The sequence below is a fragment of the Hyalangium gracile genome, assembly GCF_020103725.1.
GTDB classification, from domain to species: Bacteria; Myxococcota; Myxococcia; order Myxococcales; family Myxococcaceae; genus Hyalangium; species Hyalangium gracile.
This window is the reverse complement of sequence record NZ_JAHXBG010000006.1, coordinates 203,979-227,733: the sequence shown is the minus strand read 5'-3', so window position 1 is coordinate 227,733 and position 23,755 is coordinate 203,979. Positions and strand designations below refer to the sequence as shown.

General features: G+C 71.3%; 15 protein-coding genes. 5 read left to right on the top strand and 10 right to left on the bottom strand.

What is annotated here, in order from left to right; translation table 11 throughout:
- Positions 1 to 2: 2 nt before the first annotated feature.
- The 3 genes from KY572_RS13910 to KY572_RS13900 all read right to left on the bottom strand — a co-directional run bounded on the left by KY572_RS13910 (position 3) and on the right by KY572_RS13900 (position 7,705).
- Positions 3 to 2,552 carry a S8 family peptidase gene (locus KY572_RS13910; RefSeq protein ID WP_224243083.1) on the bottom strand — a complete coding sequence of 850 codons (2,550 nt, stop codon included), beginning with the start codon at positions 2,550 to 2,552 and terminating at the stop codon, positions 3 to 5.
- Between the two features lie 75 nt (positions 2,553 to 2,627).
- On the bottom strand, positions 2,628 to 6,962 hold the full coding sequence (locus KY572_RS13905) for a DEAD/DEAH box helicase (protein WP_224243082.1): 4,335 nt from the start codon (positions 6,960 to 6,962) through the stop codon (positions 2,628 to 2,630).
- Positions 6,963 to 7,117: 155 nt separating this feature from the next.
- A complete protein-coding gene (locus KY572_RS13900; RefSeq protein ID WP_224243081.1) occupies positions 7,118 to 7,705 on the bottom strand; it encodes a DUF2378 family protein in 588 nt (195 codons plus the stop codon).
- A 419-nt stretch (positions 7,706 to 8,124) separates the two neighbouring features.
- Here KY572_RS13900 and KY572_RS13895 point away from each other — a divergent pair, with 419 nt between their 5' ends.
- The gene (locus KY572_RS13895; protein ID WP_224243080.1) at positions 8,125 to 9,075 is read left to right on the top strand and encodes a PLP-dependent cysteine synthase family protein; all 951 of its coding nucleotides are present in this window, start codon (positions 8,125 to 8,127) and stop codon (positions 9,073 to 9,075) included.
- A 45-nt stretch (positions 9,076 to 9,120) separates the two neighbouring features.
- Here KY572_RS13895 and KY572_RS13890 read toward each other — a convergent pair whose 3' ends face one another.
- From KY572_RS13890 to KY572_RS13870, 5 genes are all read right to left on the bottom strand, one after another.
- Positions 9,121 to 10,206 carry an aromatic ring-hydroxylating dioxygenase subunit alpha gene (locus KY572_RS13890; protein ID WP_224243079.1) on the bottom strand — a complete coding sequence of 362 codons (1,086 nt, stop codon included), beginning with the start codon at positions 10,204 to 10,206 and terminating at the stop codon, positions 9,121 to 9,123.
- 91 nt (positions 10,207 to 10,297) lie between these two features.
- On the bottom strand, positions 10,298 to 12,784 hold the full coding sequence (locus KY572_RS13885) for a heavy metal translocating P-type ATPase (RefSeq protein ID WP_263451655.1): 2,487 nt from the start codon (positions 12,782 to 12,784) through the stop codon (positions 10,298 to 10,300).
- Positions 12,785 to 12,912: 128 nt separating this feature from the next.
- Positions 12,913 to 14,022, bottom strand: a complete 1,110-nt coding sequence (locus tag KY572_RS13880) for a FadR/GntR family transcriptional regulator (RefSeq protein ID WP_224243077.1) — start codon at positions 14,020 to 14,022, stop codon at positions 12,913 to 12,915.
- Positions 14,023 to 14,171: 149 nt separating this feature from the next.
- Positions 14,172 to 15,170 (bottom strand): coiled-coil domain-containing protein, encoded by a 999-nt coding sequence (locus KY572_RS13875; protein WP_224243076.1) that lies wholly within the window; start codon positions 15,168 to 15,170, stop codon positions 14,172 to 14,174.
- Positions 15,171 to 15,415: 245 nt separating this feature from the next.
- Positions 15,416 to 16,462 carry a DNA topoisomerase IV subunit B family protein gene (locus KY572_RS13870; protein WP_224243075.1) on the bottom strand — a complete coding sequence of 349 codons (1,047 nt, stop codon included), beginning with the start codon at positions 16,460 to 16,462 and terminating at the stop codon, positions 15,416 to 15,418.
- A gap of 86 nt (positions 16,463 to 16,548) precedes the next feature.
- On the opposite strand from KY572_RS13870, the gene KY572_RS13865 reads away from it, so the two are divergent.
- The 4 genes from KY572_RS13865 (at position 16,549) to KY572_RS13850 (ending at position 21,401) form a co-directional block, all read left to right on the top strand.
- Complete coding sequence (locus KY572_RS13865; protein ID WP_224243074.1) at positions 16,549 to 18,285, top strand: sigma 54-interacting transcriptional regulator; 1,737 nt, start codon at positions 16,549 to 16,551, stop codon at positions 18,283 to 18,285.
- 5 nt (positions 18,286 to 18,290) lie between these two features.
- The gene (locus KY572_RS13860) at positions 18,291 to 18,647 is read left to right on the top strand and encodes a hypothetical protein (RefSeq protein ID WP_224243073.1); all 357 of its coding nucleotides are present in this window, start codon (positions 18,291 to 18,293) and stop codon (positions 18,645 to 18,647) included.
- Between the two features lie 157 nt (positions 18,648 to 18,804).
- A complete protein-coding gene (locus tag KY572_RS13855) occupies positions 18,805 to 20,697 on the top strand; it encodes a serine/threonine-protein kinase (RefSeq protein WP_224243072.1) in 1,893 nt (630 codons plus the stop codon).
- A complete protein-coding gene (locus KY572_RS13850; protein ID WP_224243071.1) occupies positions 20,694 to 21,401 on the top strand; it encodes a hypothetical protein in 708 nt (235 codons plus the stop codon). Before KY572_RS13855 ends, KY572_RS13850 begins: the two co-directional genes overlap by 4 nt.
- 43 nt (positions 21,402 to 21,444) lie before the next feature.
- Here the strand turns inward: KY572_RS13850 and KY572_RS13845 are convergent, their stop codons facing one another.
- Together KY572_RS13845 and KY572_RS13840 are read right to left on the bottom strand one after the other, a co-directional pair.
- Positions 21,445 to 22,443: a trigger factor gene (locus tag KY572_RS13845; protein ID WP_224243070.1), complete on the bottom strand. Its 999-nt coding sequence runs from the start codon at positions 22,441 to 22,443 to the stop codon at positions 21,445 to 21,447.
- A gap of 158 nt (positions 22,444 to 22,601) precedes the next feature.
- Entirely contained in the window at positions 22,602 to 23,627 is a 1,026-nt protein-coding gene (locus KY572_RS13840) for a hypothetical protein (protein WP_224243069.1), read from the bottom strand.
- Positions 23,628 to 23,755 lie beyond the last annotated feature (128 nt).

Sequence of the window (23,755 nt, the reverse complement as noted above, 5' to 3'; positions counted from 1 at the left end):
CGCTACTGGCAGTAGCCGCTGGCGTTGCAGGCGAAGCCGGCGCCACCGCAGATGTCCAGCGCGCGGCAGTCCGGCAGACACTGGCCCCCGCCCGCCTCGTCGTCGTAGCAGACGTAGCTCGAGCGGCAGGTGCTCTGCCCCCCGCCCGGCCCCGAGCAGCTCGCGATGCAGGCCCGGGCTCCGGAGGCCGAGTCCACGATGTAGCACTTGGAGCCCGCCGGGCATGCCTGCCTGTCACAGTCTCGCGTGCAGTACCCGCCGGGATAGGCCGTCACGCAGCGCCCTCCATCCGGGCAGTCCGCGTTGCTGCCGCAGGCGCTGCCCACCACCAGCGTCGGTGTGTCGTCGATGGGCGCCAGCGGCACCAGGTCGTAGCTGATGTTGGACACCACCTGCTGCACCGTGAGCGGAATGGGCTCGAAGTCGTCCACGTTGCGCCAGAAGCCCGTGCGCTCGCCGTCCTCGAAGAACTCGCCGTCCTGGTCGTCGTCGATGGTGGCGATCGTGTAGTACGTCTTCGGCGGCAGATCGATGAAGTACTGGTAGCTCGACGAGGCCTTCACCACTCCGGCGGCCTCGTCCTCGATCTTCCACGCGCCCTGGCTGTCCTGGTACGCGAAGGCGATGAACGCATCCAGGTCCGCCGCCGCGCCCACGCGGATCTTCACCGACACCGTGGCTGTACCCGCCGCGGCCCCGTTGCTCGCGTTCGTCCCCGTGAGCGTGAGGATGGCCGAGTAGTCCCCGTTGGCCAGCCCTCCCGTGTTCACCGATACCTCCAGCACCTCCGTTCCGAACTCCGCCACCGTCACCGTCGGGTTCGGCAGCGACACCGCGGCCGCCTGCGCGCCCGACTTCGCCGCCGTCACCCGCAGCGAGCCCCCGCCCAGGTTGGACAGGAGGATGCGCTGCGTGCCGCTGCCTCGGAAGGACAAGAGCGTGGTGGTGAGGCCCAGGCTGGGCGGCTCGTTCGCGGCGCCCGTCAGCCGCTTGAGCGCCGCCTGCGCGTTCACCAGGCCCGCGCCACACCCCTCGCTGCACTGGCTGCTCTTGCTGGCGGTGGTCTTCAGGAGGTTCTCCACCTGCGCCACGCTCAGCCCGGGGTTCACCGACTTCATCAGCGCCACCACCCCCGCCACATGCGGAGTGGCCATGCTCGTGCCCTGCTGGAAGAAGTAGCCCGGCGTCCCATCGTCACTGAACGCCGTGGAGAGCACGCCGTCCGGGTAGTCGTCTCCGTTGAGGTCCTCCGTCATCTCGCCGCCCGCCGCCATCACGTCCACCTGGGCGCCGAAGTTGGAGAAGCTGCTGCGCCGGCCGGCGAAGTTCGTCGAGCCCACGCAGATGACGTTGTCCTGGTTGCACGGGGTGCTGTTGGTCGTGTCCGTGCTCTCGTTGCCCGCGGCGATGATGTAGATGGTCCCCTCCGCCGCGCGCGGGTTGATGATGTCCTGGTACGTGCTGGACGGCGGGGAGGCCCCGCCCAGGCTCATGTTGACGACCCGGGCCGGCGTGGGGTTGGTGGGAATGCCCGTCACGACGCCGCCCGCCGCCCAGTTCATCGCCGCGGCGATGTCGAAGGAGGTGCCTCCCTTCTTGCCGAGCACGCGCACCGGCATGATGCGCGCCGCCCACGTCACCCCCGCCACGCCGCTGCCGTTGTCCGTCGCCGCGCCGATGGTGCCCGCCACGTGCGTGCCGTGCCACGAGGAGCCGCCGCCCGGCTCGTCCTTGCCCATGTCGATGGGGACGGAGTCACGCCCGTCGCCATCCCCCGCGTTGTCCGCGTCGGAGATCATGTCGTAGCCCTGGACGATGCGCGGCTGGAGGTCCGGGTGGGTCGCGATGCCCGTGTCGAGCACGGCCACCGTCACGCTGCCCGCTCCAATGTTCACGTCCCACGCGGAGGGCAGGTTCAGCGCCGGGTAGTGCCACTGCGCGGTGTAGGCCGGATCATTCGGCGCCCTCGACGAGTACATGCGCAGGTTCTTCTCCGTGAAGCGCACGCCGGGCACCTCCGCCAGTCGCGCCACCAATTGCCCCGTCTCCTCCACGGTGAGCGCGTGGCCGTCCAGCGCCTCGAAGCCCACCAGGTGCAGGTACTCGCTGGCGAAGCCCTTGTGCGCCACGCGGTAGCCGGGCACCTGCACCCGCTCCAGCGCCAGCGGCGCGCTCAGCCCCGCCTGCTCGAAGCGGACGATGACGTCTCCTATGATGGTGGGGTCCGTCGTGGGCAGCCGGTGGAGCGGCGGCGGACCCGGCGGCGGCAGGACGATGGGGATGTTCGGGAACGTCACCTCCAGCGCGGACTGGCGCTTCTTCAGCCGCTGCTGCGCCATCACCCGGGAGAAGGCTCGGGACAGCTCCTCCGCGCCCTGCCCCTGGAGCAGCGGCGGCCGATTCACCGAGACGCCCGCGGCCTGCCCCGAGCCCCGGAACGGGTTCAGCTTGCCCTGGATGCGCCCCTTGTCGGGTGCGGGCGGTTCCTCGCCCGGGGTTTCCTCCGGACAGGCGGTGAGCAACAGCAGCCCCAGGATGAGCAGACGGCGCATCGCGGTTCCCCTCCTCGAAAGAGGAGAGACCCTAACAGCCCCGAAGTGGCTCGCGCGACACTTCGGGGCGCTCTGTCAACTCGCCGCCGCCTCGCCCTCGGGTGCCTCCGGCCCCTCGTCATCGTCCTCCGCGAGCGCATCCACGCCCTGCGGAATCCCGTCCACCCACGTCACGACGTTGCCCACCATGGCGGGCACGCGCGGCCCCGGCGTCACCACCCCCGTGAGGTTGAGCGGATCCACCGCCGACAGCTGCACCCTCACCCCCGAGGGCGCCTGGCGCCGCACCGCTCGCGCCATGTCCACCGCCTCCGGCAGCGCGAACTGCTCGCCCACGAAGCCGGACACGAAGCGCCCCCCGCGCACCTCTCCGCGCGCCTCCATGCGCCGGTACACGAAGAGCAGCTCGCGCCAGGTGGGCGCCAGCGCCTCGCGCATCGCCAGGTCCCTCCAGACGATACCGTAGCGCTGCAGGAACAGGCGCGCGAGCTGATCCAGCACCTCGTCGCTCTGCTTCGGCTCGGAGGGCACCAGCAGGCTCCAGCGCCCCGGGCCGCCGCGCTGCAGCAGCTTCTGGCGCCGACGCTGGGCCGGGCTCTGCAGCACGCGCAGGTTCTGCACCGCGTCCGCCGTGACGAGCCCCCGCGCCACCAGCTCCCACAGCGCGTCCTCCACCTCCGCCGGCAGCCGGCGCGCGCGGGAGACGAGGTCATTGAAGAAGCAGGCGCCGCGCTGCTCCAACACCCCCACCACGTCCCGTGCCGCGGCGGACAGGTCCGGCGGCAGCCACACGCCCCCGTCCGAGAACACCGCGTTGGGCCTCGCGGCGGCCAGCATCCAGTCCAGGTTCTCCCGGCGGGTGAAGGTGAGGCTCGCGTTGCGCGTGGGCTGCGGCGCACGGGCGCGCGGAGCCTCCGGCTCGGGAGGCGTCACCGGCGCGCCTCGACGCGGCCCCGGAGGCGGACGGGCGTCCTTCACCGTCAGCCGTCCCCAGGCCACCTCGCCGCCATAGCTGGCGCGCTCCAGCAGCTCGCCGTTGTAGCCCTTCATGCGCGCGGGCAGCAGGAAGCGCTCCCACGCCGAGGCCGGCGCCTCGTAGCCCTGCAGCAGCGTCACCGCCTTGAGCAGGCCCGTGGAGCCGCGCAGCGCATCCACCTCCTCCAGGTGGTGCCAGCGGAAGAGGAAGCGCATGAAGTCCTGCGCGCTCAGCGGTTCAATCTCCTTGCGCAGCCGCCCCACCGTGAGCCGGTGGATGCGCTGGAGCAGGCGCCTGTCACACCACTCGAGCGGCACGGGCTCGCCCGGCGCTCCGGGCTCCGTCCGCGGGCGGAACTGGCCCCGGAGGATGCCTCCGGTGCTCTCGAGGTTGTGAAGGGCGAGGTTCACCTCGGACTCGTCCAGCAGCGTCAGCCGCGCCAGCTCTCCGGCCGTGGTGGGCCCCAGCATCTCCATGTACCCGCGCACCACCTGGAGCACCGCCGCGTCCCGCTCCACCGGCCTGTCGCCCTCCAGCACCGGCAGCGGCGGCTGCGGCACCACGTCCGGGAAGAGCGCCCGCACCGCGCTGCCACGCTCGGCCGGCACCAGGAAGCGGCCGCCCGGCAGCTCCAGCCACGCCACCCGCCCCTGCTGGAAGAGCGGCACCTCCAGCCCTCGCGGCACCTCCGAGGCGCGCAGCAGCACCAACTGCAGCAGCGCGTCGTGCAGCTCGTCCGCGTCCCGCATCGGCGGCGCGGCGTCCTCCACCACCTGGGCGATGGCCGCCGCGTCCAGCGAGCCGAAGGCCGCCGCGTCCTCGGCCGGCATCGCCCGCCGCAGCGCCACGTTGCGCACCCGCCGCTCCTCGGCCGGCGCGTCGTCCAGGAAGGTGTACGGCATGCTGTGGATCATCTGGTGCGCGAAGACGCTGGGCTCCGGCACGTCCCGCGCCTCCAGGCGGATGCTCCCGTCCTTGATGCGGCGCAGCACCTGGCGCAGGCCGTCCACGTCCATGGCCTCGCGCAGGCAGTCCTCCATCGTCTGCTTCACCAGCGGGTGGTCCGGCAGCTCGATGTCCGCTCCGCCGTGGTTGTCCTGGCAGCCCACCTGCGCGGGGAAGACGGCCGCCAGCAGGTCCTCGCTCCGGGCGCGCTGGAGGTTGGGCGCCACGCGCTTGCCTCCGGAGAAGCGGTTGAGCGCCAGCGAGCGCGTGGCGTTCCACCGGAAGCGCGTGCCGAACAGCGGCGCCTGGAGCACCGCCTGCACCAGCACCTCCTGCACGTTGTCCGGGTGGAGGAAGTCGAAGATGTCCCCCAGCGGGAAGGAGTGCTGCTCGCCCAGGGACAGGAGGATGCCGTCCTCGGTAGCCGCCGCCTGCAGCTCGAAGTCGAACGAGCGGCAGAAGCGCTTGCGCAGCGCCAGGCCCCACGCCCGGTTGATGCGGCTGCCGAAGGGCGCGTGGATGACGAGCTGCATGCCGCCCGCCTCGTCGAAGAAGCGCTCGGCCACCACCGTGGTGTGGCAGGGCACTACGCCCAGCATCTTGTGCCCCAGCCGCAGGTAGCCCAGCAGCGCGTCCGCCGCTGGCGCGGGCACCCGGAGCTGCTTCTCCAGGAAGGCCGCCGGGTCGTCGTGGCGCAGCAATTCCTCGCGCAGCCGGCCCACCTGCAGGGACAGCTCGTCCGTGCGGCCCGGCGCCTCGCCGCGCCAGAAGGGCACCGTGGGCGGGGCTCCCCTCGCGTCCTCCACCTGCACCGTGCTGCCCGTCACCCGCTGGATGCGCCACGCCGTGGAGCCCAGCAGGAAGATGTCTCCCGGCGAGGACTCCACCGCGAAGTCCTCGTCCAGCTGCCCCACCACCTTGCCCTCCGGCTCGGCCGTCACGGCGAAGCTGAAGGTGTCCGGGATGGCGCCGCCGTTGGTCAGCGCCGTAATCCGCACCCCGCGCCGGCCCTTCAGCCGGTGGTTCACCTTGTCGCGGTGCAGGTGCACGCCGCTGCGGCCCCGGCGCAGGGAGATGCCCTCCGAGAGCGTCTCCAGCACCTGCTGGTACTCCTCCCACGTCAGGTCGCGGTACGGGTAGGCGCGCTGGAAGGTGGAGAAGAGGGCCCGCTCGTCCCACTCCTCGCACGCGCAGGCGGCGACGATCTGCTGCGCCAGCACGTCCATGGGCTTCTCGGGGATGCGCACCGCGTCCAGGTCGCCCTCGCGCACGGCGTTGAGCAGTGCCACGCACTCCACCAGCTCGTCGCGCGTCATCGCGAAGAGCACGCCCTTGGAGATGCCTCCTTTATAGTGGCCGGCGCGGCCCACCCGCTGCAGCAGCACGGAGATGGCCTTGGTGCTGCCCAGCTGCACCACCAGGTCCACGTTGCCCACGTCGATGCCCAGCTCCAGCGACGCGGTGGCCACCATCGCCACGAGCTGCCCGTTCTTCAGCCGCTCCTCCGCCGCCAGGCGGATCTCCCGCGACATGCTGCCGTGGTGCGCCGCCACCTTGTCCTTGCCGAGCCGCTCGCCCAGGTCGTGCGCCACGCGCTCGGCCATCTTCCGCGTGTTGACGAAGATGAGCGTCGTGCGGTGCGAGGACGTCAGCTGCACCAGCCTGTCGTAGACCTGCCCCCACATCTCGTGCGAGGCGATGGAGCCCAGCTCCGCGTCGGGGATCTCCACCGTCAGGTCCCACGGCCGCAGGTGGCCCACCTCCACCCGCTGGCACTCCTGGAGCGTGGCCCCCGTGAGGAAGGCAGCGATCCTGTCCAGCGGCTTCTGCGTGGCCGACAGGCCGATGAGCTGCGGGCGCACCTCGGTGAGCACCTTGAGCCGCTCCATGGAGAGCGTGAAGTGGCTGCCCCGCTTGTCCCGCGCCAGCGCGTGGATTTCATCCACGATGACGGTGTGCACCGCGCGCAGCGTGGCCCGGGCCCGGTCCGCGGTGAGGTAGAGGTAGAGCGACTCCGGCGTGGTGATGAGGATGTGCGGAGGCCGCTTGATCATCTGCGCGCGCTCGGAGGCGGACGTGTCCCCGGTGCGCACCTGCACGCGCAGGTCCTGGGGCGCGTAGCCCTCCGCGCGGGCGCGGGCCAGCAGCTCCTCGAGCGGCTGCAACAGGTTCTTCTGCACGTCGTTGCCCAGCGCCTTGAGCGGCGACACGTAGAGCACCTGCGTCCGGTCCGGCAGCGTGCCCTCCAGCGCCTGCCGGAAGAGCCCGTCCAGCGCGGCCAGGAAGGCGGTGAGCGTCTTGCCGCTGCCGGTGGGCGCGGCGATGAGGACGTCGTGCCCGCCCTGGATCAGCGGCCAGCCCTCCACCTGGGGACGCGAGGGCTCGCCCAGTCGCTCCGCGAACCAGCGCCGCACCACCGGGTGGAACGGCTGGAGGGAAGGATGCGCCGCCTGGGCGGCGTGGAAATCGATCGAGATCTGCGGGGCCATGGCGCACCCTCAGACTGAACACAGGTGCAGCACGGCGTCAATGCAGCGAGCACCCACCTGTCGGGTCGCCCGGAGGCCCCTCCGCAACCCTCGGCAAAGACTGGAGGTGCCGACGCGTCACACCTGGAGCGACAGTTGCCCCCCAGGCGCCAGGCTTACCCCGCCGCGGCGGCCACGACGGGGCGGCGGGAGGCGATCTCCCAGCGGACGCGGAAGGTGGCCGAGGTGCCGTCGAAGGCGACGGGCTCCACGTGGATGTCCGCGGCCCCCGAGCCTCGCAGCGTCTCCGAGATGAAGCCACAGGAGAAGAACGGGTTGTCCGCGGACACGTCCTTCATCCAGAGCGTGGCCTCGCGGTGGCCGATCTCCTTCACGCGCACCTCGTTGAAGTTGTTGCCGGCGCGGGCGCCGTGGGAGACGCGCTCCAGCGTGCCGCGAGGGCCCAGGTGCGCCACGAGCGCCATGCTCGCGCGGCCCACGGCCGTCTGCCGGTAGCCCTGCACGTAGCGCTCGCCCAGGCCGAAGTGGGCGGCGTCGGGCGAGGCCTTGGGGAAGACGTCCGGCGCGGCCACGCGCAGGAAGGTGCGCCACTGCTCCAGCGGATAGGAGGGCCGCAGCGGCTCGGAGAGATCCAGGCCGACCTCGCGCAGGGCGCGCCGTCCCTCGGACGTCAGGTGCGGTCCGAGCGACCGGACGAAGAGGGCCTCCACGGATTGAGCGAAGACGAGCTTCTCGTTCGGCATGCCCTGGAGACTGACAGGACTGTCCGGCCGGAGGCGAACCGCCCCCGGCGCCATGGGTTGACTGGTGGAAGTTCGGATGCCCTCCGGGCCTCGGGAGCCCGATCAGCGGGCGGCGGACTGTTCGCTGTCGATCATCTTGGGCCTTGCGGCCGGGAGTTTTTCTTCTTCGTCCAATCCGTCCCGCCCGCGCATTTCACAGGTGAAGCACGGAAGGAGGCTCGGATGATGCGGCGGTCCTCGAGGCAGCGGCGGACGGAGCAGACGGACCGGACGAGGGGGTCCCCCAGGCTGTGGGGGGCATGCGGGTTGTTGAGTGCCTGGACGGCATTCGCCCTGGCGATCACGGCGGGCGACGCGCGCCAGGAGCCCAGGCGGAGCAGCCTGGATGGCTCGGCGTCTTGAAGTATCCTCGCGTCACCATGCCCCCTCGCGCCCCCTGTCGCCCCCTGCCCGCGGATGGCCGCTTCCTCCAGGCCATCGGCCCCACGCCGCTGGTGCCCGTGCGCCTGCAGGAGGAGGGGCCGACCATCTGGTGCAAGCTGGAGTTCCTCAACCCGAGCGGCTCCACGAAGGACCGCATCGCGCGCTACATGCTGGAGAAGGCGTGGCGGCTGGGGGAGCTGAGCCCGGGCGGCGAGGTGGTGGAGGCCTCTAGCGGCTCGACGAGCATCGCGCTGGCGCTGGCCTCGGCGCAGATGGGGCTGAAGTTCATCGCCGTCATGCCGGAGGGCGTCACGGACGAGCGCGTGCTCACCATCCGCGCCTACGGTGGAGACGTGGTGCTGGTGCCTCGGGGCGAGGGCATCCGGAGCGCCATCCACAAGGCAGCCGAGCTGGCCAAGGAGCGCGGGGCCTTCGCGCCGCGCCAGTTCGAGAACCCGGACAACGCCGAGGCGCACCGTGTGTGGACGGGGCAGGAGATCCTCTCGCAGGTGCCGGGCGGGCTGGTGCACGGGGTGGTGAGCGGCGTAGGGACGGGCGGCACGGTGGTGGGGCTGTACCAGGCCTTCGCGGAGGCGGGCTGCCCGGTGACGCCTTTCGTGGCCAAGCCCATCTCCGGCATGGGCAGCGACATGGAGTGCTGCAGCTTCAGCTCCCGCGTGCCCGGGGTGGTGGACGGGCTGTCCACGCTGTACCGGCAGGCGGACCTGCCGGGGCTGGTGGAGCTGAACGTCTCGGACGAGGTGGCCATGCGCACCGCCCGGGCGCTCATCAAGCGAGGCTTCCCGGTGGGGCCCTCCTCGGGCCTCAACTACGCGGCGGCGGTGGAGGCCGCGAAGCGCCTGGGGCCGAACGCGCAGGTGGTGACCGTGTTCCCGGACCGCATGGAGCGCTACTTCTCCACCGAGCTCATCCAGCCGCGCGGCTGAGGCTCACGTGAGCCGCGCGCCTCACGGCGTGGAGAGCCCCGCCGCTCAGACGAGCATCTTCAGCCGCGTCTCATGCACGGGCTCGTCCGAGGAGGCCTTGGCCTTCTCGCGCTCGGCGGAGCGCAGCAGGCGGAGGATGGCGGGCCCCAGCACATCCAGCTCGGTGGACACGTACATCTCGGTACCGAAGCGCTGGATGGTCTCCGTCTGGCGCTTCAGGATGCGCGCATCCTGCGAGAAGATGTGCAGCGCCACCGGCGTGAGGAACGGCTTCACCAGCCAGTGGGGAATGGGCAGGCGGAACGTCACCACGGCGTAGACGAGCGTCTCCCAGTCCGACACCGGCGTCATCGCCGACGTGACCATCAGGTGGCTGTCGTCGCCGATGCGGTACTCCACCTGCGCGATGGACGGCAGGAGGAAACGGTCGAAGTGCTGCACCACCCCGCCGCCCGGCGCGAGCACCTTGCCCACCAGGCCCTTTGGCCGAGGCTCGCCGATGTACTCCGCCTCCACCTGGCTCGAGCTACGGCGCACCACCACTTCAATCTCGTTGCTCTTCTGCGCGGTGCGGAACAGCCCACCGTGGAGGAACGCGGTGTGTGGCACATCCAGCGTGTTCTCCAGCGTCGCGTGAAGCGAGCCGGCGGCCCGGAGGGTGCGGCGCACGGTGCTGTAGCCCTTGGCCTCCAGCAGGGGGAAGCGGTAGGGCTCGGACGTGGGCTCCACGCCCGGAGTCGAGTACACCCACACGAAGCCATCCTGCTCGCGCACCGCGTACGAGGCGGCGCAGCGGGCCTTGGCGCGCGTGTCGCCGAACAGCCCGGGGATGGCGCGACACTCCCCCGCCGAGTCGAACGTCCACCCGTGGTAGCCGCACTGGAGCTGGCCGCTCACCACCTTCCCCAGGGACAGGGGCACGTTGCGGTGCGGGCAGCGGTCCAGGAGCGCCGCGGGCTGGCCGCCCACCCCTCGGAAGAGCACCAGGGGCGTGCCCTGCAGCGTGCGGGCGAGGGGCTTGTGGCCCAGCTCGCGCGACGCACAGAGGATGAACCAGCAGTTCGGCAGGTGGACCACCGAGATGTTGCCGGCGGGCGCACCCGGCGTTCGTGCCTCCTCGCGAGGACTCATGCCTCACAGTCTAGCGAGCCGCTCGCCGGGTGCACGCTCGGAGATGGCCCGATGTCCGCTCGCCAGCCCAGGTGGCCTCCACGCCCGGGGGCTAGAGCGACAGCCTGCGCAGGCGCAGCGCGTTGCCGATGACGGACACCGACGACAGGCTCATGGCCGCGCTGGCGAACATCGGGCTCAGCAGCAGGCCGAAGAGCGGGTAGAGCGCCCCGGCCGCCAGCGGCACACCCAGCGTGTTGTAGACGAAGGCGAAGAACAGGTTCTGCCGGATGTTGCGCAGCGTGCCCTGGCTGAGCTTCCGGGCCCGGACGATGCCGAGCAGATCGCCCTTCACCAGCGTCACCCCGGCGCTCTCCATGGCGATGTCCGTCCCCGTGCCCATGGCGATGCCCACGTCCGCTTGCGCGAGGGCGGGCGCATCGTTGACGCCGTCCCCGGCCATGGCCACCACGCGGCCCTCGGCCTGGAGCTTCTTCACCACGTCTCCCTTGGCCTCCGGGAGCACCTCCGCCACCACCTCGGTGATGCCCAGCTTGCGAGCCACCGCCTCCGCCGTGGTGCGGCTGTCCCCCGTGAGCATCACCACCCGCAGGCCCTCGCGGCGCAGCTGGGTGAGCGCCTCGGGCGTGGACAGCTTGATGGGGTCCGCCACCCCGAGCACCCCCGCCGCCTTCCCCCCGGCCACCACGAAGACGACCGTCTGCCCCTCCCGCCGCAGGGCCTCGGCGCGCTCGGCCAGCGCTCCCGGCTCCACCTCCAGCTCCGCCAGCAGCGCCACGTTGCCCAGGGCCACGGCGTCCCCATCCACCCGCCCCGTCACGCCCTTGCCGGTGATGGAGCGGAAGTCCTGAACCTGCGTGAGCACCACGCCCCGCTCCTGCGCTCCCGCCACGATGGCTGCGGCCAGCGGGTGCTCGCTGCCACGCTCCAGGCTGGCGGCCAGCCGCAGCAGGCGCGTCTCCTCGAAGCCGGCCTGCGGCACCACCGCCACCAGCCGCGGCTTGCCCTCCGTGAGCGTGCCCGTCTTGTCCACCACGAGCGTGTCCACCTGCTCCATCCGCTCGAGCGCCGCCGCGTCCCGGATGAGCACGCCCACCTGCGCGCCGCGCCCCGTGCCCACCACCACCGAGATGGGCGTGGCCAGGCCCAGCGCGCACGGGCAGGCGATGATGAGCACGGCCACCGCGTTCACCAGCGCGTACGCCAGGCGAGGCTCCGGCCCCCAGACGCCCCAGATGATGGCCGTGAGCACCGCCACCGCGATGACGGTGGGCACGAAGATGGAAGACACCTTGTCGGCCAGCCGCTGGATCGGCGCGCGGGTGCGCTGGGCCTCGCTGACTCGCTGGACGATGCGAGCCAGCAGCGTGTCGCGCCCCACCCGCTCGGCCCGCATGACCAGGCTGCCCGTGCCGTTGACGGTACCACCGGTCACCTTGGCGCCTGGCGCCTTCTCCACCGGGAGGGACTCGCCCGTAACCATGGACTCGTCCACCGCGCTCTCACCCTCCAGCACCACGCCGTCCACGGGGACCTTCTCGCCCGGACGCACCCGGAGCCGCTCTCCGGGATGGACGTGCTCCAGGGGAACGTCCTCCTCCTGCCCGTCGTCACGGAGGCGGCGGGCCGTCGTGGGAGCCAGGCTCAGCAGGGCCCGGAGCGCTCCCGAGGTGGCTCGCCGCGCGCGCAGCTCCAGCACCTGTCCCAGGAGCACCAGCGTGATGATGGCCGCGGCCGCCTCGAAGTAGACAGGGATGCTGCCCCCGTGGCCGGTGAAGGCATGCGGCAGCGCACCAGGGAAGAGCGTGGCGAAGACGCTGAAGAGGTACGCCGCGCCCGTACCCAGCGCGATGAGGGTGAACATGTTGAGGTGCCGATTGCGCACCGAGGCCGCGCCCCGCTGGAAGAAGGGCCACCCGCCCCACAGCACCACCGGCGAGGCCAGCACGAGCTGCACCCACGCCAGGGCCGAGGCAGAGAGCTGCCGCTGCACGGGCTGCCCCGGCAGCAGGTCCGACATGCCCAGGAACACGACGGGAACGGACAGCGCCAGGGATACCCAGAGCCGCCGCGTCATGCTGAGCAGCTCGGGGTCCGGCGCCTCTTCCAGCGCTACAGTACGAGGCTCCAGCGCCATGCCGCAGATGGGGCAGCTGCCCGGGGCATCCCGCACCACCTGCGGGTGCATGGGGCAGACGTACTCTGTCTTCGTCGCGGCCACGGGCGCCTCGGGCTCCAGCGCCATGCCACACTTCGGGCATGCCCCCGGGTGGTCCTGGCGGACCTCGGGATCCATCGGGCAGATGTACACCGTGCCCGGAGGGCCAGCGGGAGGCACCTCGGCCTTCGGCTGGAGATACTTGTGGGGCTCCGCGCGAAACTTCTCCCGGCACTTCGGGTTGCAGAAGAAGTAGGTGTGGCCCTCGTAGTCGTAGGTGCCCCCCTTGGGGGCCTGAGGGTTCACCTTCATTCCACACACCGGGTCCACAGGGCGCCCATCGTCCTGACCAGGTGCTGCGACGTGCCCGTGGGAATGGGAATGGGGGTGCTCAGCGGAGGAATGGGGCTGCTGACTCATCGTACGGCTCCTTTCACCCCGGCTGACGGAGCTGAGGCCATCCTCTTACAGTGGTCACCCCGAATTGAGTGCCCCCGAGGACACACCGGTAGCGGGAGCCTCCTTCCTCCGCACCCTCATCCCCCGTTTCAGTCAGGCGGCGACGAGCCTTGCTTGCCAGCCAAGCTATCTGCCTCCGCCATGCGCTCGAGAACTGGCGCACGCCAGGCAGGGTCTGAGGGTGAGTTCGACAAATCAGGGGGATTTGAGCTCCCGGAGAGCAGGCCCGAAGGGGGTGGTCCACTCCCGGAGAGGTTGGGTGCACCGTGCCCCTCGCTCACAGGCGCCGGTCCGACGGCATCCACGGATGAGGCGCAGCCTGAAGCAGGACAGGCCTGGGTAGGCGGCGCCTGGGTGGCCCCCTCCTCGGGCGGCGCCTGGACCGAACCTGTCTGACAAGTAGACAGGTTCGGACAGTCCGCGCCCGACACGGGCACCTCCTCGGGCGAGGGCAGGGTTGAGGGCTCGGGTGGGGTGGGCTCCTGGCGCACCGGGGCAAGGCTGTCGAGCAACCCCTCATCTGCCGCTCGGAGCAGCGCTGGCAGCTGGTGTCGCAGCGACTGGGCGTCGCGCTCACCCAGCGCATACATGGCGCACCTGGCCCACGCGTCGATGGCCCCAGGCTGCAGATGGGGCAGCACCCACTCCGCGATGCCCCAGAACGAGCGCTCCAGCGACTGGATGAGCAGCATGTGCCCAGGACGGTCGGCGGCGCGGGCGGCCCGCCTCAGCAGCTCGAACTCCCGCTGCACCCAGGCTCGGCGCTCCTCGTTCCAGCGTGTCTCGTCCGCCAGCGCGAAGCAGCCATCCTCCAGCGCTGTCAGCTCTCGTGCACGTCCGTGCTCGCAGCAGGCGGCCAGCAGCTCCACCGTGACTTCGCGCTTGAGGGCGAAGAACCCTTCCAGCAGCCGCCTTCTGCCCTCGGCCTCGGGGCCCTCCGCCGGCAGCACCAGCCTCAGACTCTCCAACGTCAGTGCCTCGTCCAGCGTCGCCGCGCGACTTCTACGGCCAGGGTGCCGCACCACCAGGCCTCGGGCTGCCAGGTCCTGGAGCGCTCCGCGAATGGTGGCTCGCGAGACACCGTAGCGCTTCGCCAGCGTCTGCTCCGAGGGAAGCTGGCCTCCCTTCGGTAGCTGACCCCGCGCAATGATTCGCTCCAACTGCTCGGACACTCGTGAGACGAGTCCCTTGTGTTCCATCTCCGCCACCCTCCTCCTTCCAAGCCTGCCCCAACCTATCAGGTGGGTCTGACATGGAGGGGTGATGGCGATGCCGCGTCGGGTGCCCGCAATGCTTCACACCAGGAGCGTCCCTGCTCTCAGGGAGGCTCCCGGGGTGAAGACGTCGGCTACTTGTTCTTGGGGTAGTCCCTGCTGGCGATGACGCCCTGCACCTCCGCGAGGGCGCGGGCTCCCGAGGCGGACTCCAGGGCCTTCTCGGCGATGGCCTGGACCTGACGCTTGGCCTCGGCCAGCTCGGTCTGGAGGAGCTGCAGGGCCTGGGCCTGCTTGGTGTTGGCCTCCTTGAGCGAGGCGATCTCCATGCTCGCCACCCGCTGCGCGGTCTCCGCGTCCTTCTGGGCGAGCGTGAACTTCATCTCCCACTCGGACTTCACGCGGTTGCCGACGATGGCCGCCGCCGCGTCCGTCTCCTTCTTCAGCACGGCGGGGAAGTCCGCCACCTGCTTGCGCAGATCCACCAGTTCCTTCTCGCGCAGCTTCAGCGCCTCCTCACGCGTCGCCCAGTCCTTCTCGAGCAGCTCCTTGCGATCGCGCTCGGCGGCGGTCTGCTGACGCAGCTGCTCCAGGAAGGCGTCCTGCTCCTTCTTGCGCTGGAGTTGGATGTCGTAGCTGTACTGCTCCTCCGCCCGCTTGCGAGCCACCTCCGCGGCCTCCCGCTCCGCGGCGAGCTCCGCGGCGGACTTCGCACGCGTCTCGGCGATCTCCTTCTGGAGCCGCTCCATCTCGAGCTGGAGCTCCGCCTTCCGCTTGTCGTACTCCGCGACCAGGACGTCGATGGCGCTGGCGGCGGTGTCCTTGCCGTGCAGGGCCGTGAGCTCCTCGGTCTTCAGCTTGATGGCCTCGTCGAGCTTCTTCAGCTCCTCCACGAGCGAGATCACCTGCTCGTTGATGCCGGCCAGGGTCCTGTTGATGGTGAGGCCCGCCTCGGTCACCTTCTTGACGGCGGACTCGGCGGTGAGGTTCGAGACATCCACCAGCACGTTGCGCGCGTGGGAGTGCCGCGCTTCCTGCTCCTTGGCGGAGACGACGGGCTTGTTGCGGGTCTTCCTGGCCAGCTCCTCGAAAGCGGCCTTGGTCTGCTCAGCGGAACGATTGCGCGATGCCATGGGTGAACCTCCAGGAAATGCGGGGTGGGAGCTCGCGGCGCGAAGGGCCTGCGAGCGGTGTCAGCTCGTGGCCCCGTGTCGAGCGGCCATGCGCAAGAAGTACCCAACGGGTCTGACATTTTCGGGCGTGTTTTCGGCGCCCCCGCGTAGGGTCCGCGCAAGCCCCTCACGCCGTCCGCGAGCCGGGTTTCCGCGCTCGGCGATGCGTGATGAATGTCAGACGGGCCACTCCCGCCGGAGGTGGCTCAGCGGATCCAGGGCACCCCGTCGGTGTCGTGATCCCGAAGCGCACGCTCCAGGACCGGAGTGAGGGCGGAGGCCACTCCTTCCCGCAGGCCCTCGGTCGCCAGCAGATCCTTCGTGGGGCCCGCGAAGACCATTCGCGAGCGCGGCCCGTCGACGGCCACCACCAGCGTGAGGCCCGGCAGCAGGCTCGCGTGCGGCCTGGGCTTCTTGCGCCGTCCCATACGGCCCACCGCGGCTCCGAGAGCGTCCAGCGCTCCATCCACGTGGTGTCCCCCCTTGCGCGTGCGCACGGTGTTCGCGAAGGACCACACCTGGCAGTCGGGCCCCCGGCTCCACTGCAGAGCACAGCGCACCTGGACATCCTCCCACTGCGCCTCCGCCATGATCGGCGTCTGCAGGCGCGTCAGCTGAGGCTCCGTCAGCTCCTGCACGAGGCCCCCGAGCCCGAGGGGGTACTGGAGCCAGTCCTGAAGGCGGGGGCTGCGAAAGTGGATGCTCAGTCCAGGCGTCAGCGCCGCGAGCTCCCGGCAACGCAGGTGCAGTCTGCGGACATTGAACGTCAGCCCTGGCTCGAAGAGGGTCCGGTCTGGAATGAACCGGACTCGAGTGCCTCGGGGCCCGGGGTGCCCAGGCTCCTGGCGCGGCTCCGGCGTGGGGAGCTCGAGGAGGACTCCCGCCTGGCCTCGGAGGCGCCACTGTCTGGACCCGTCCCAGGCCTCCAGCTCGAAGTGTTCCGAGAGGGCAAAGACGCAGAGGCTCTCGAACCGCAGCGGCTCGTAGGCGTCCGTGGCACGGTGCGGCTCCCACCGTGTCAGGAGATCCGGCAGCTCATCCGGAGGAACAGGCCGCCCATCCTCCAGCAGCTCCACGCCTCCATCTTCACCGAGAGAGAAAATCAGCTGCTGGAGTTGGCTGCCGCGAGCCTCCGCCGCGGCAGCGTCCAGCAGAAAGTAGACGAGGTGGTAGAGGCCGTACTCTCCCGTGTCACCCACATACATCCCTGGACGCTTACGGACGGACGCCACGCTCGGAGAGAGTTCTGCCATGCGCCCGAAGCTATCCTCCAGCCGCTCCACCGTCTCTCTGCTCTCGCAAGCGGATGGGCCGCACCTAGACTGTGGCCCTCGCGCCCATGCCCCTCTTCCTGGTCCTGCCCGATGGCCGCCGCATCCTCCTGGAGAAGCCCGTGGTGTCCGTGGGCACCGACTCCGCCTGTGACGTCGTCCTCCAGGCCTCCGGTGTGAAGGCCAGCCACGCCCTGCTGTTCCGCGACGCGCGCGGCTGGTCCGTGTCTCCCGCGGCCAGTGGCTGTGACGTGCGCGTGCGCGGCAAGCGCGTGGAGCTGGCTTCGCTCGCCCCGGGTGATTCCTTCTCCGTGGGCAGCGCCACCCTCACCCTGCGCTCCTCCGAGGAGCCCCAGGCCCAGGCGGAGCTCCCAGCCAGGGCTGCTTCCTCCGGGAGGGTGGTCGCGGTGCTCGCGGGCTTCGCGTCCCGGCTGCTGCTGCAGCGCCCCGCCGCGGAGCTGCTGGAGGCGGCCATGCGCGGGCTGGCGGAGGCCGTCGCGGCGGACGTGGGCTTCCTGGTGTCCGCGGAAGGAGCCCGTCGCCAGGTGCTGTGCGCCACGGGCCCCGTGCCCGAGGCGGCGGTGGTGGACAGCCTCGTGGATCGAGTGGTGGCCTCGGGAGCCCCCGTGCTGGTGCCGGACGTGGCCGCGGACAAGGCGCTGGCCGGCGCGCCCAGCGTCCTGGCCCTGCGCCTCACCTCCGCCCTGGTGCTGCCTCTGCGCGCGGGGCCGGCGCCGCTCTCGGTCGTGTACCTCGGACGGCGCGCGGGCAGCCCTCCCTTCTCCGCCACCGAGCTGGAGGAGGCCATGGCCCTCTCCGCGCTGGCGGCGCTGCTGCTGGCCACCTCGCGCGAGTTGACCGAGCTGCGCGCGCAGGTGGACAACCTCACCCAGCGCATCGAGGCGGCCACCTTCGAGGGCCTCATCGGCGAGTCGCGCCCCATGGGCGAGCTCTACCGGCAGGTGGAGCGCCTGGGGCCCACCTCGCTCAACGTGCTGATTCAAGGCGAGACGGGAACCGGCAAGGAGGGCGTGGCGCGGGCGCTGCATCGGCGCAGCGGGCGGCGAGGGCGGCTGGTGGCCATCAACTGCGCCGCCCTGCCCGAGTCCCTCATCGAGCGGGAGCTGTTCGGCCACGCCAAGGGCGCCTTCTCCGGAGCGGGCGCGGACCGCCCCGGGCTGGTGGAGGCCGCGGACGGGGGCACCCTCTTCCTGGACGAGATTGGCGACATGCCGCGCGCGCTCCAGTCCCGCCTGCTGCGCGTGGTGCAGGAGCGCGAAGTCACCCGGCTGGGCGAGAACCACCCGCGCAAGGTGGACATGCGCGTCATCTCCGCCACCCACAAGCCGCTCAAGGCCCTGGTACAGCAGGGCGTCTTCCGGGAGGACCTGCTCTTCCGGCTCGAAGAGGTGCGCGTGGACGTACCGCCCCTGAGAGAGCGCGGCGACGACGTACTGCTCATCGCCCACCACGTGCTGGCCCAGGAGGCCCGCCGCGCGAAGGGCTTCACTCAGAAGGCCACCGAGGCACTGCGCGGCCACCCCTTCCCCGGCAATGTGCGCGAGCTGGTGTCGCGGGTGCGGCGCGCGGCCATCCTCGCCTCGGGAGAGCTCATCGGCCCGGCGGACCTGGAGCTGGGCGGAGAGCAGACGCCCCTTCTCCCGCTGGAGGAGGCTCGCGACGCCTTCGTGAACCGGTACGTGCGCGAGGCCATCGCCCGCAGCGGAGGGAGCAAGAAGGACGCGGCGCAGGCCCTCGGCATCGGCCTGCGCTCGCTGTTCCGCTACCTGGGTGAGGGAGAATGAGCCCCATGCACCGACGCCTCTCCCTCCTGCTCGCCACGCTCCTGATCACGGCCATGCTCGGCTGTCCGCTCGACATCCAGGTCCGCTGCGAGCACCCCTCGTGCGAGCCGTGCGAGGGCGAGGCCTGCCTGCAGCCCCGGCCCTGCGAGCAGGACTCGCACTGCCAGGCCGGGTGGCGCTGCAACGAGGACCTCCAGTGTGAGCAGGGTCCTCGCCTGGGAGAGCCCTGCGAGGACCTCGAGTGCCAGACGTTCGCGGTCTGCCACCTGCTTCGGCAGCGATGCGAATACTCCTGCGGACGGGATGCGGACTGCCCTCCCGGCTACCGTTGCGGCTCGGACTCGCTGTGCATCGTGAAGTGAGCCGGCACGCCCCCGGAGCCGGTGGGCCTCACCTGTCGGCAGTCCTTCGGGAACACGGGGGTGTGCGGGCAGGTGGGCTCGGGCCCGCCTCGCGGCTGCCGGCCGCGCCGAGCCGGGGAGATTGCTCGCAGGGAGCCGGGCTCTAGAATGCGCCGAGATGACGGGTGAACTGCTGGCCGGCCGCTACCAGTTGGAGCAGGAGCTGGGACGTGGCGGCATGGCCACGGTCTTCCTGGCCACGGATCTGCGGCTGGCACGCCGGGTGGCGGTGAAGGTGATGCACCCGGGCGGGGACGCGTCCCGCACCGAGCGCTTCCGCCGGGAGGCCGAGCTGGTGGCCTCGCTCAAGCACCCCAACGTGCTGGAGATCCACGACTTCGGCGAGGACACGGCGCGCGGGCCCTTCCTGGTGTGTGAGTGGGTGCAGGGCGAGACGCTGCGAGAGCTGGCGCAGCGGCTCTCCCCCGTGCCCGCCGAGGCCGCGGCGGTGCTGGGCTGGGCGCTGGCGCTGGCGCTTGGCGAGGCGCACGCGCGGGGCGTGGTGCACCGGGACGTGAAGCCGGAGAACGTCCTGGTGGCCCGAGGCGGCCCGCTGAAGCTGGCAGACTTTGGCATCGCCGCGCTCGCGGATCAGGAGCGGCTGACGAGCACCGGCGCCATCACCGGCTCGCTGCCGTACATGGCTCCCGAGCGCATCGACACCGGCGCCTTCTCGCCCGCCTCGGACGTGTATGCGGTGGGCGTCATCCTCTTCGAGCTGTGCACCGGCTCCACGCCCCACGCGGGAAAGGGCGCCGCGTACCTGGCGACCGCCGTGCTCACGAAGGATGTGCCGCACCTGACCGAGCTGGTCCCCGGCACGCCCGAGCCGCTGAGCGCCCTGGTCTCACGCTGCCTCGCGAGGGACTCACGCGATCGGCCCGCGACCGGAGAGGCGCTGGCGCCCCTGCTGGAGGAAGTGGTGAGCCGCATCGCCGGGCCCCCAGCCGAGGAGTCCCGGGCCTTCTTCCAGGATCCGACGGGCTACGCCTCGCGCCGGCGCGAGGCCCGGTTCCAGGAGCTGTTGAGCCAGGGCCGCGCGCTGCTGGCGGAGGGCGAGGGAGCGCGGGCCGCGAAGGTGCTCAATGGCGCCCTGGCGCTCCGGCCGGACTCGCCCGAAGTCGTCGCCCTGCTGCGCGAGCGGCCCAGGGCCCGACGGCCCAGAGCGCTCACGGTGGGCCTGGCGGTGGCCGGCGTCATCGCCGTCGCTGGAGGGTTCGGCGCGTACTGGTGGCTCACGCAGCCGCCTCCACCCGCGCCATCGGCCCCGGAGTCGCAGCGTCCCCCGGAGTCGAGGAGCCCGGAGGCGGCGAGCGCTCCGTCTGCCGCGAGCGCCCCGCCACCTCCCCAGCTGGAAGCAGTCGCCGCCGCACCGGAGCCTGCCGCGGTGGACTCGCCCACGGTGCCGAAGAAGCAGAGGCCCGGCGGGAAGCGAACGGTGACGCCACGCACGGCGTCCACGCCAGCTGGCTCAATCGGAGCCACCGTGGCCTCCTCCCCCCCCGCGAAGCCACAGCCCGCGGAGCCCGTGAGCCCCACGCCGTCGAGCGCCGCCACCACCGAAGCTCCCCCGGCCACCGAGCCCGCGAGGCCCGCGACCCTGAAGGTGACGGTGCGCCCCTGGGCCGAGGTGTTCGTGGACGGGAAGAGCCGCGGCTACACGCCGCGCGTGCGTGAGGTGAGCCTCGCTCCAGGCGAGCACCTCCTGCGCTTCGTCAACCCGCTGTGTGACACGGTGGAAGAGGTAGTCCAGGTGACGGCCGGAGAGACGGTGACGCGCGAGGTGACGCTCCAGGTGAGCAAGGCCGAGGCGCTCATCACCGCCCCGACGGGCGCCCGCCTCTTCATCGATGGCGTGGAGGCGGGCAGCGCGCCGCTCTCGGGCTCCGTGTACCTCGAGCACGGACGACACGTCATCACGGCCCGGCTGCCAGGGGGGACTGCCCTGCGGCGCGAGGTGGACGCGGTAGCGGGCCGCCGCCTCGAGGTGAAGCTGGAGGGAACGCCATGACGAGCCTCGTCCTGAGCATGGTGCTGACACTCGCCTCTCCGTTGGAGCCAGCCCGCGCGGCGTACCAGTCCGGCGAGCTGGCCCAGGCCCGCACCGAACTGGAGGCGCTCCTCTACCCCCTGCGCCTGGAAGGCGCGGAGCTGGAGGCCGAGGCCCACCTGCTGCTGGCCGCCACGTACCACGCCCAGGAGGACGCCGCCCGCGCGGAGCACGAGGCGGTGCTGGGGCTCGCCGTGAACCCTGACACGAAGCTGGACCCGCTGCTGTACCCACCGGACTTCGTCGCCTTCGTGGAGCGCGTGCGCGCCGTGCACCGAGAGCGCATCGCCACGCTGGCCGCCGAGCGCCGTCCTCCCGTGCTCGTGCCCGCCCCGCCACCCGCTCCGAAGTCAGCTCCGAGGCCAGCGCTCCAGGCGTCGGCACGGCCCTCGAAGGCCTGGTACCTGGTGCCCTTCGGCGTCGGCCACTTCCAGCACGGCCGGCGGACCCGGGGCACCGTGCTGGCGGTGATGCAGGGGACGAGCCTCGCCGTGTCCGCCGCCTCACTGGGCACCGCGCTGGCGCTGCGTGGCCCCGACGGGCTCTACAGCTCCGAGGATGCTCGGCTGGCCCGCAAGCTCAACACGTCCTACCTCGTCACGGCCTACGCCTTCGGCGTCCTCTACGCGTACGGCGCTCTCGAGGGGATCGTCTTCACGCCCTGAGCCAGCGAGGCACACGAACTTCGGCGACGCCTCCCGAGCACGCTCAGGCGTCGCCGCCCTCGAAGTGGATCTCCGCCTGCTCCATCACGTGCTCGACGGTGCGCAGGTGCCAGGCGAGGTTGCGCAGGGGCGCGGCGGTCTCGGGCGTCGCGAGCGCCTCTCGCACCTCCGAAGCCTTCAGCCCGTAGGCCTCCATGTACTTCTCGAGGACGCCGAAGACTTCATTGTGCTCGAGCCGCAGGCCATCCCGCTCGGCCACGGCCTTGAGCGCCATCGAGACGCGCAGCCGCCGCTCCACCTCCGCCCGCGTGGCAGGGTCCGTCCTCCAGGCCTGGAGCGCCTCATGGGTCTCGGCCGGAGAGAAGTTCTTCTCGCGGACCGTGGGGCCCTCGGAGGCTTCCCAGCGGCGGCGGATCTCCTCGTCGATGAGGGACTCGGGTAGCTTCACCTCCAGGCGGGAGGCGAGCACGTCCAGCACCCGGTTCTGCGCGTCGAGCCACCGCGCGTCCTCGTGCTCCTGGAGCAGCTCCTGGCCCAGGGCGTTCATCACCTCCGGGAGCGTGCTGCCCCGGCCGAGCTGGCGCAGAAACTCCTCGGACTCGGGATCCGGCAGCACCACCTCCCGAGCGGCCATGAGGTCCACCATGAACCGGGCCCTCACCCCGCGCAGGGACTTGACGGGGTAGGTGTCCGGCAGGACGAGCTCGATGCCCACGCAGTCGCCCACGGCCGAGCCGGCCAGGGTCTCCGCGAAGCCCGGCAGCTCGTCCTGGGGAGCCAGCTCCATCCACAGCTCGCCGCGGATGCTGAAGGGAATGAGCTTCTCGTTGGCGTAGCCGATGATGTCCAGCTGGACGTCGTCCCCCAGCTCGACGGGCTCACCGGGCTCGCGAGCGCGCAGCCGGGCGTGCTCGCGCAGCAGCTGGTTGAAGCGGCGGATGAGCTCCTCCTCGGTCAGCGGAGGCGCGGGCGGAACGGAGACGCGGATGGGCTCGCTCGAGGAGAGCCGGGCCTCGGGGAGCGGGACGGACGAGGTGTCCATGAGGGAGATGCGCTGCACTCGGGGACGGGTGGGATCAGCGCCCCGAGTGGGCTCAGGGATGCCAGGATGCCGTTTCACCGCGACGCCTCCGGGCCCGTGACGTGGGGCCCGGAGTGGGACACGACAGCGCCACGGACACCTGGGCGCTTGTAGCAGAACTACCCGAACAGGCCGCCGACGAAGCTGGAGACGGCGGAGACGGCGGCGCCGGCCTGGCTGACCACCGGGATGTTGGTGGCGGCCGCGGCCGAGCCGAGCGCCGTGACGACGCTGGCCACCTTCTTGGTGGTGCTGGCCTTGGGGTCGCGCACGGTGGCGTAGGCCGTGGCCGCGTCGGCGGCGGCGATGGCGACGTTGAGGCCCGGGACGAAGCGGCCACCGGCCTTGGCGGCGGTCTTCGCGGCGGTCTTCGCGACGGCGGCGCCAGCGGCCTCCTTGGCGGCGGTGGTGAGCGCGCGGTTGGCGGCCTTGGTGGTGCCACCGCCCATGATGCTGGGGACGGCGCGGCGGGCGCCGCCGACCAGGTCCGACACGGCGCCGCGGGCGGCGCTGGCGATCTCGTTCACCTTGGTGGCACCGCCCAGGACTTCCTTGGTGGCGGTGGAGGCGGCGGCGAAGCGGGCGGCGCGGGTGGCCTCGGGAGCAGCGGCCTTGAAGGCCTTGGAGGCCTGGCGGTAGGTGCTGCCAATCTTGGTGGCGTCGCGGCCCAGCTCGGTGGCGCCCTTGACGGAGCTGAGCGTCGTCTTGGCGGCGGTGGCGACCGAGCCGATGGCCTTGTCGCGCTCCTCGGCGGAGGCGCCGCTGCGGAAGCCCTGGCGAGCGTCCTGGATGGCGGTATTCACCTGGCCGGGCAGGCGGCGGAGGTTGTCAGCCAGGCCGAGGGCCTTCTGGCCCGTCTTGAGTGCGGTGGCCTTGTCGAACTTGATGTTGGGGTTGGAGGCGTTGGAGAAGTTCTGCTTCCAGGTCTTCTTGAACCCGTCGGTGCGCACGGCCTGGCGCTGATCCCGGACACCGTTGATGCCATCCCTCACGGCGGTGAAGGTGTCCACAACCCTCTTGGCCTGCGTCCCGGGCTCCTTGGCCAGCTTCGTCTGGGCGCGGTTGACGGCGTCCGTGACACCCTTCTTGAAGCGGTTGAAGAGCGGGGCAGCCTTGTTGAGGGGGTTGTGGCGGGTGATGGCCATGTGCGTCTCCGGAACGACCAAGGGGACAATGGGAGGGTGTGGCACCAAAATGCCTACACCCGCCTGCATTATCGGAAACTGAGAGGAGAAGTTTCCTGAGGGTTTTCCTGGGGAATTTTCCGGGTTTT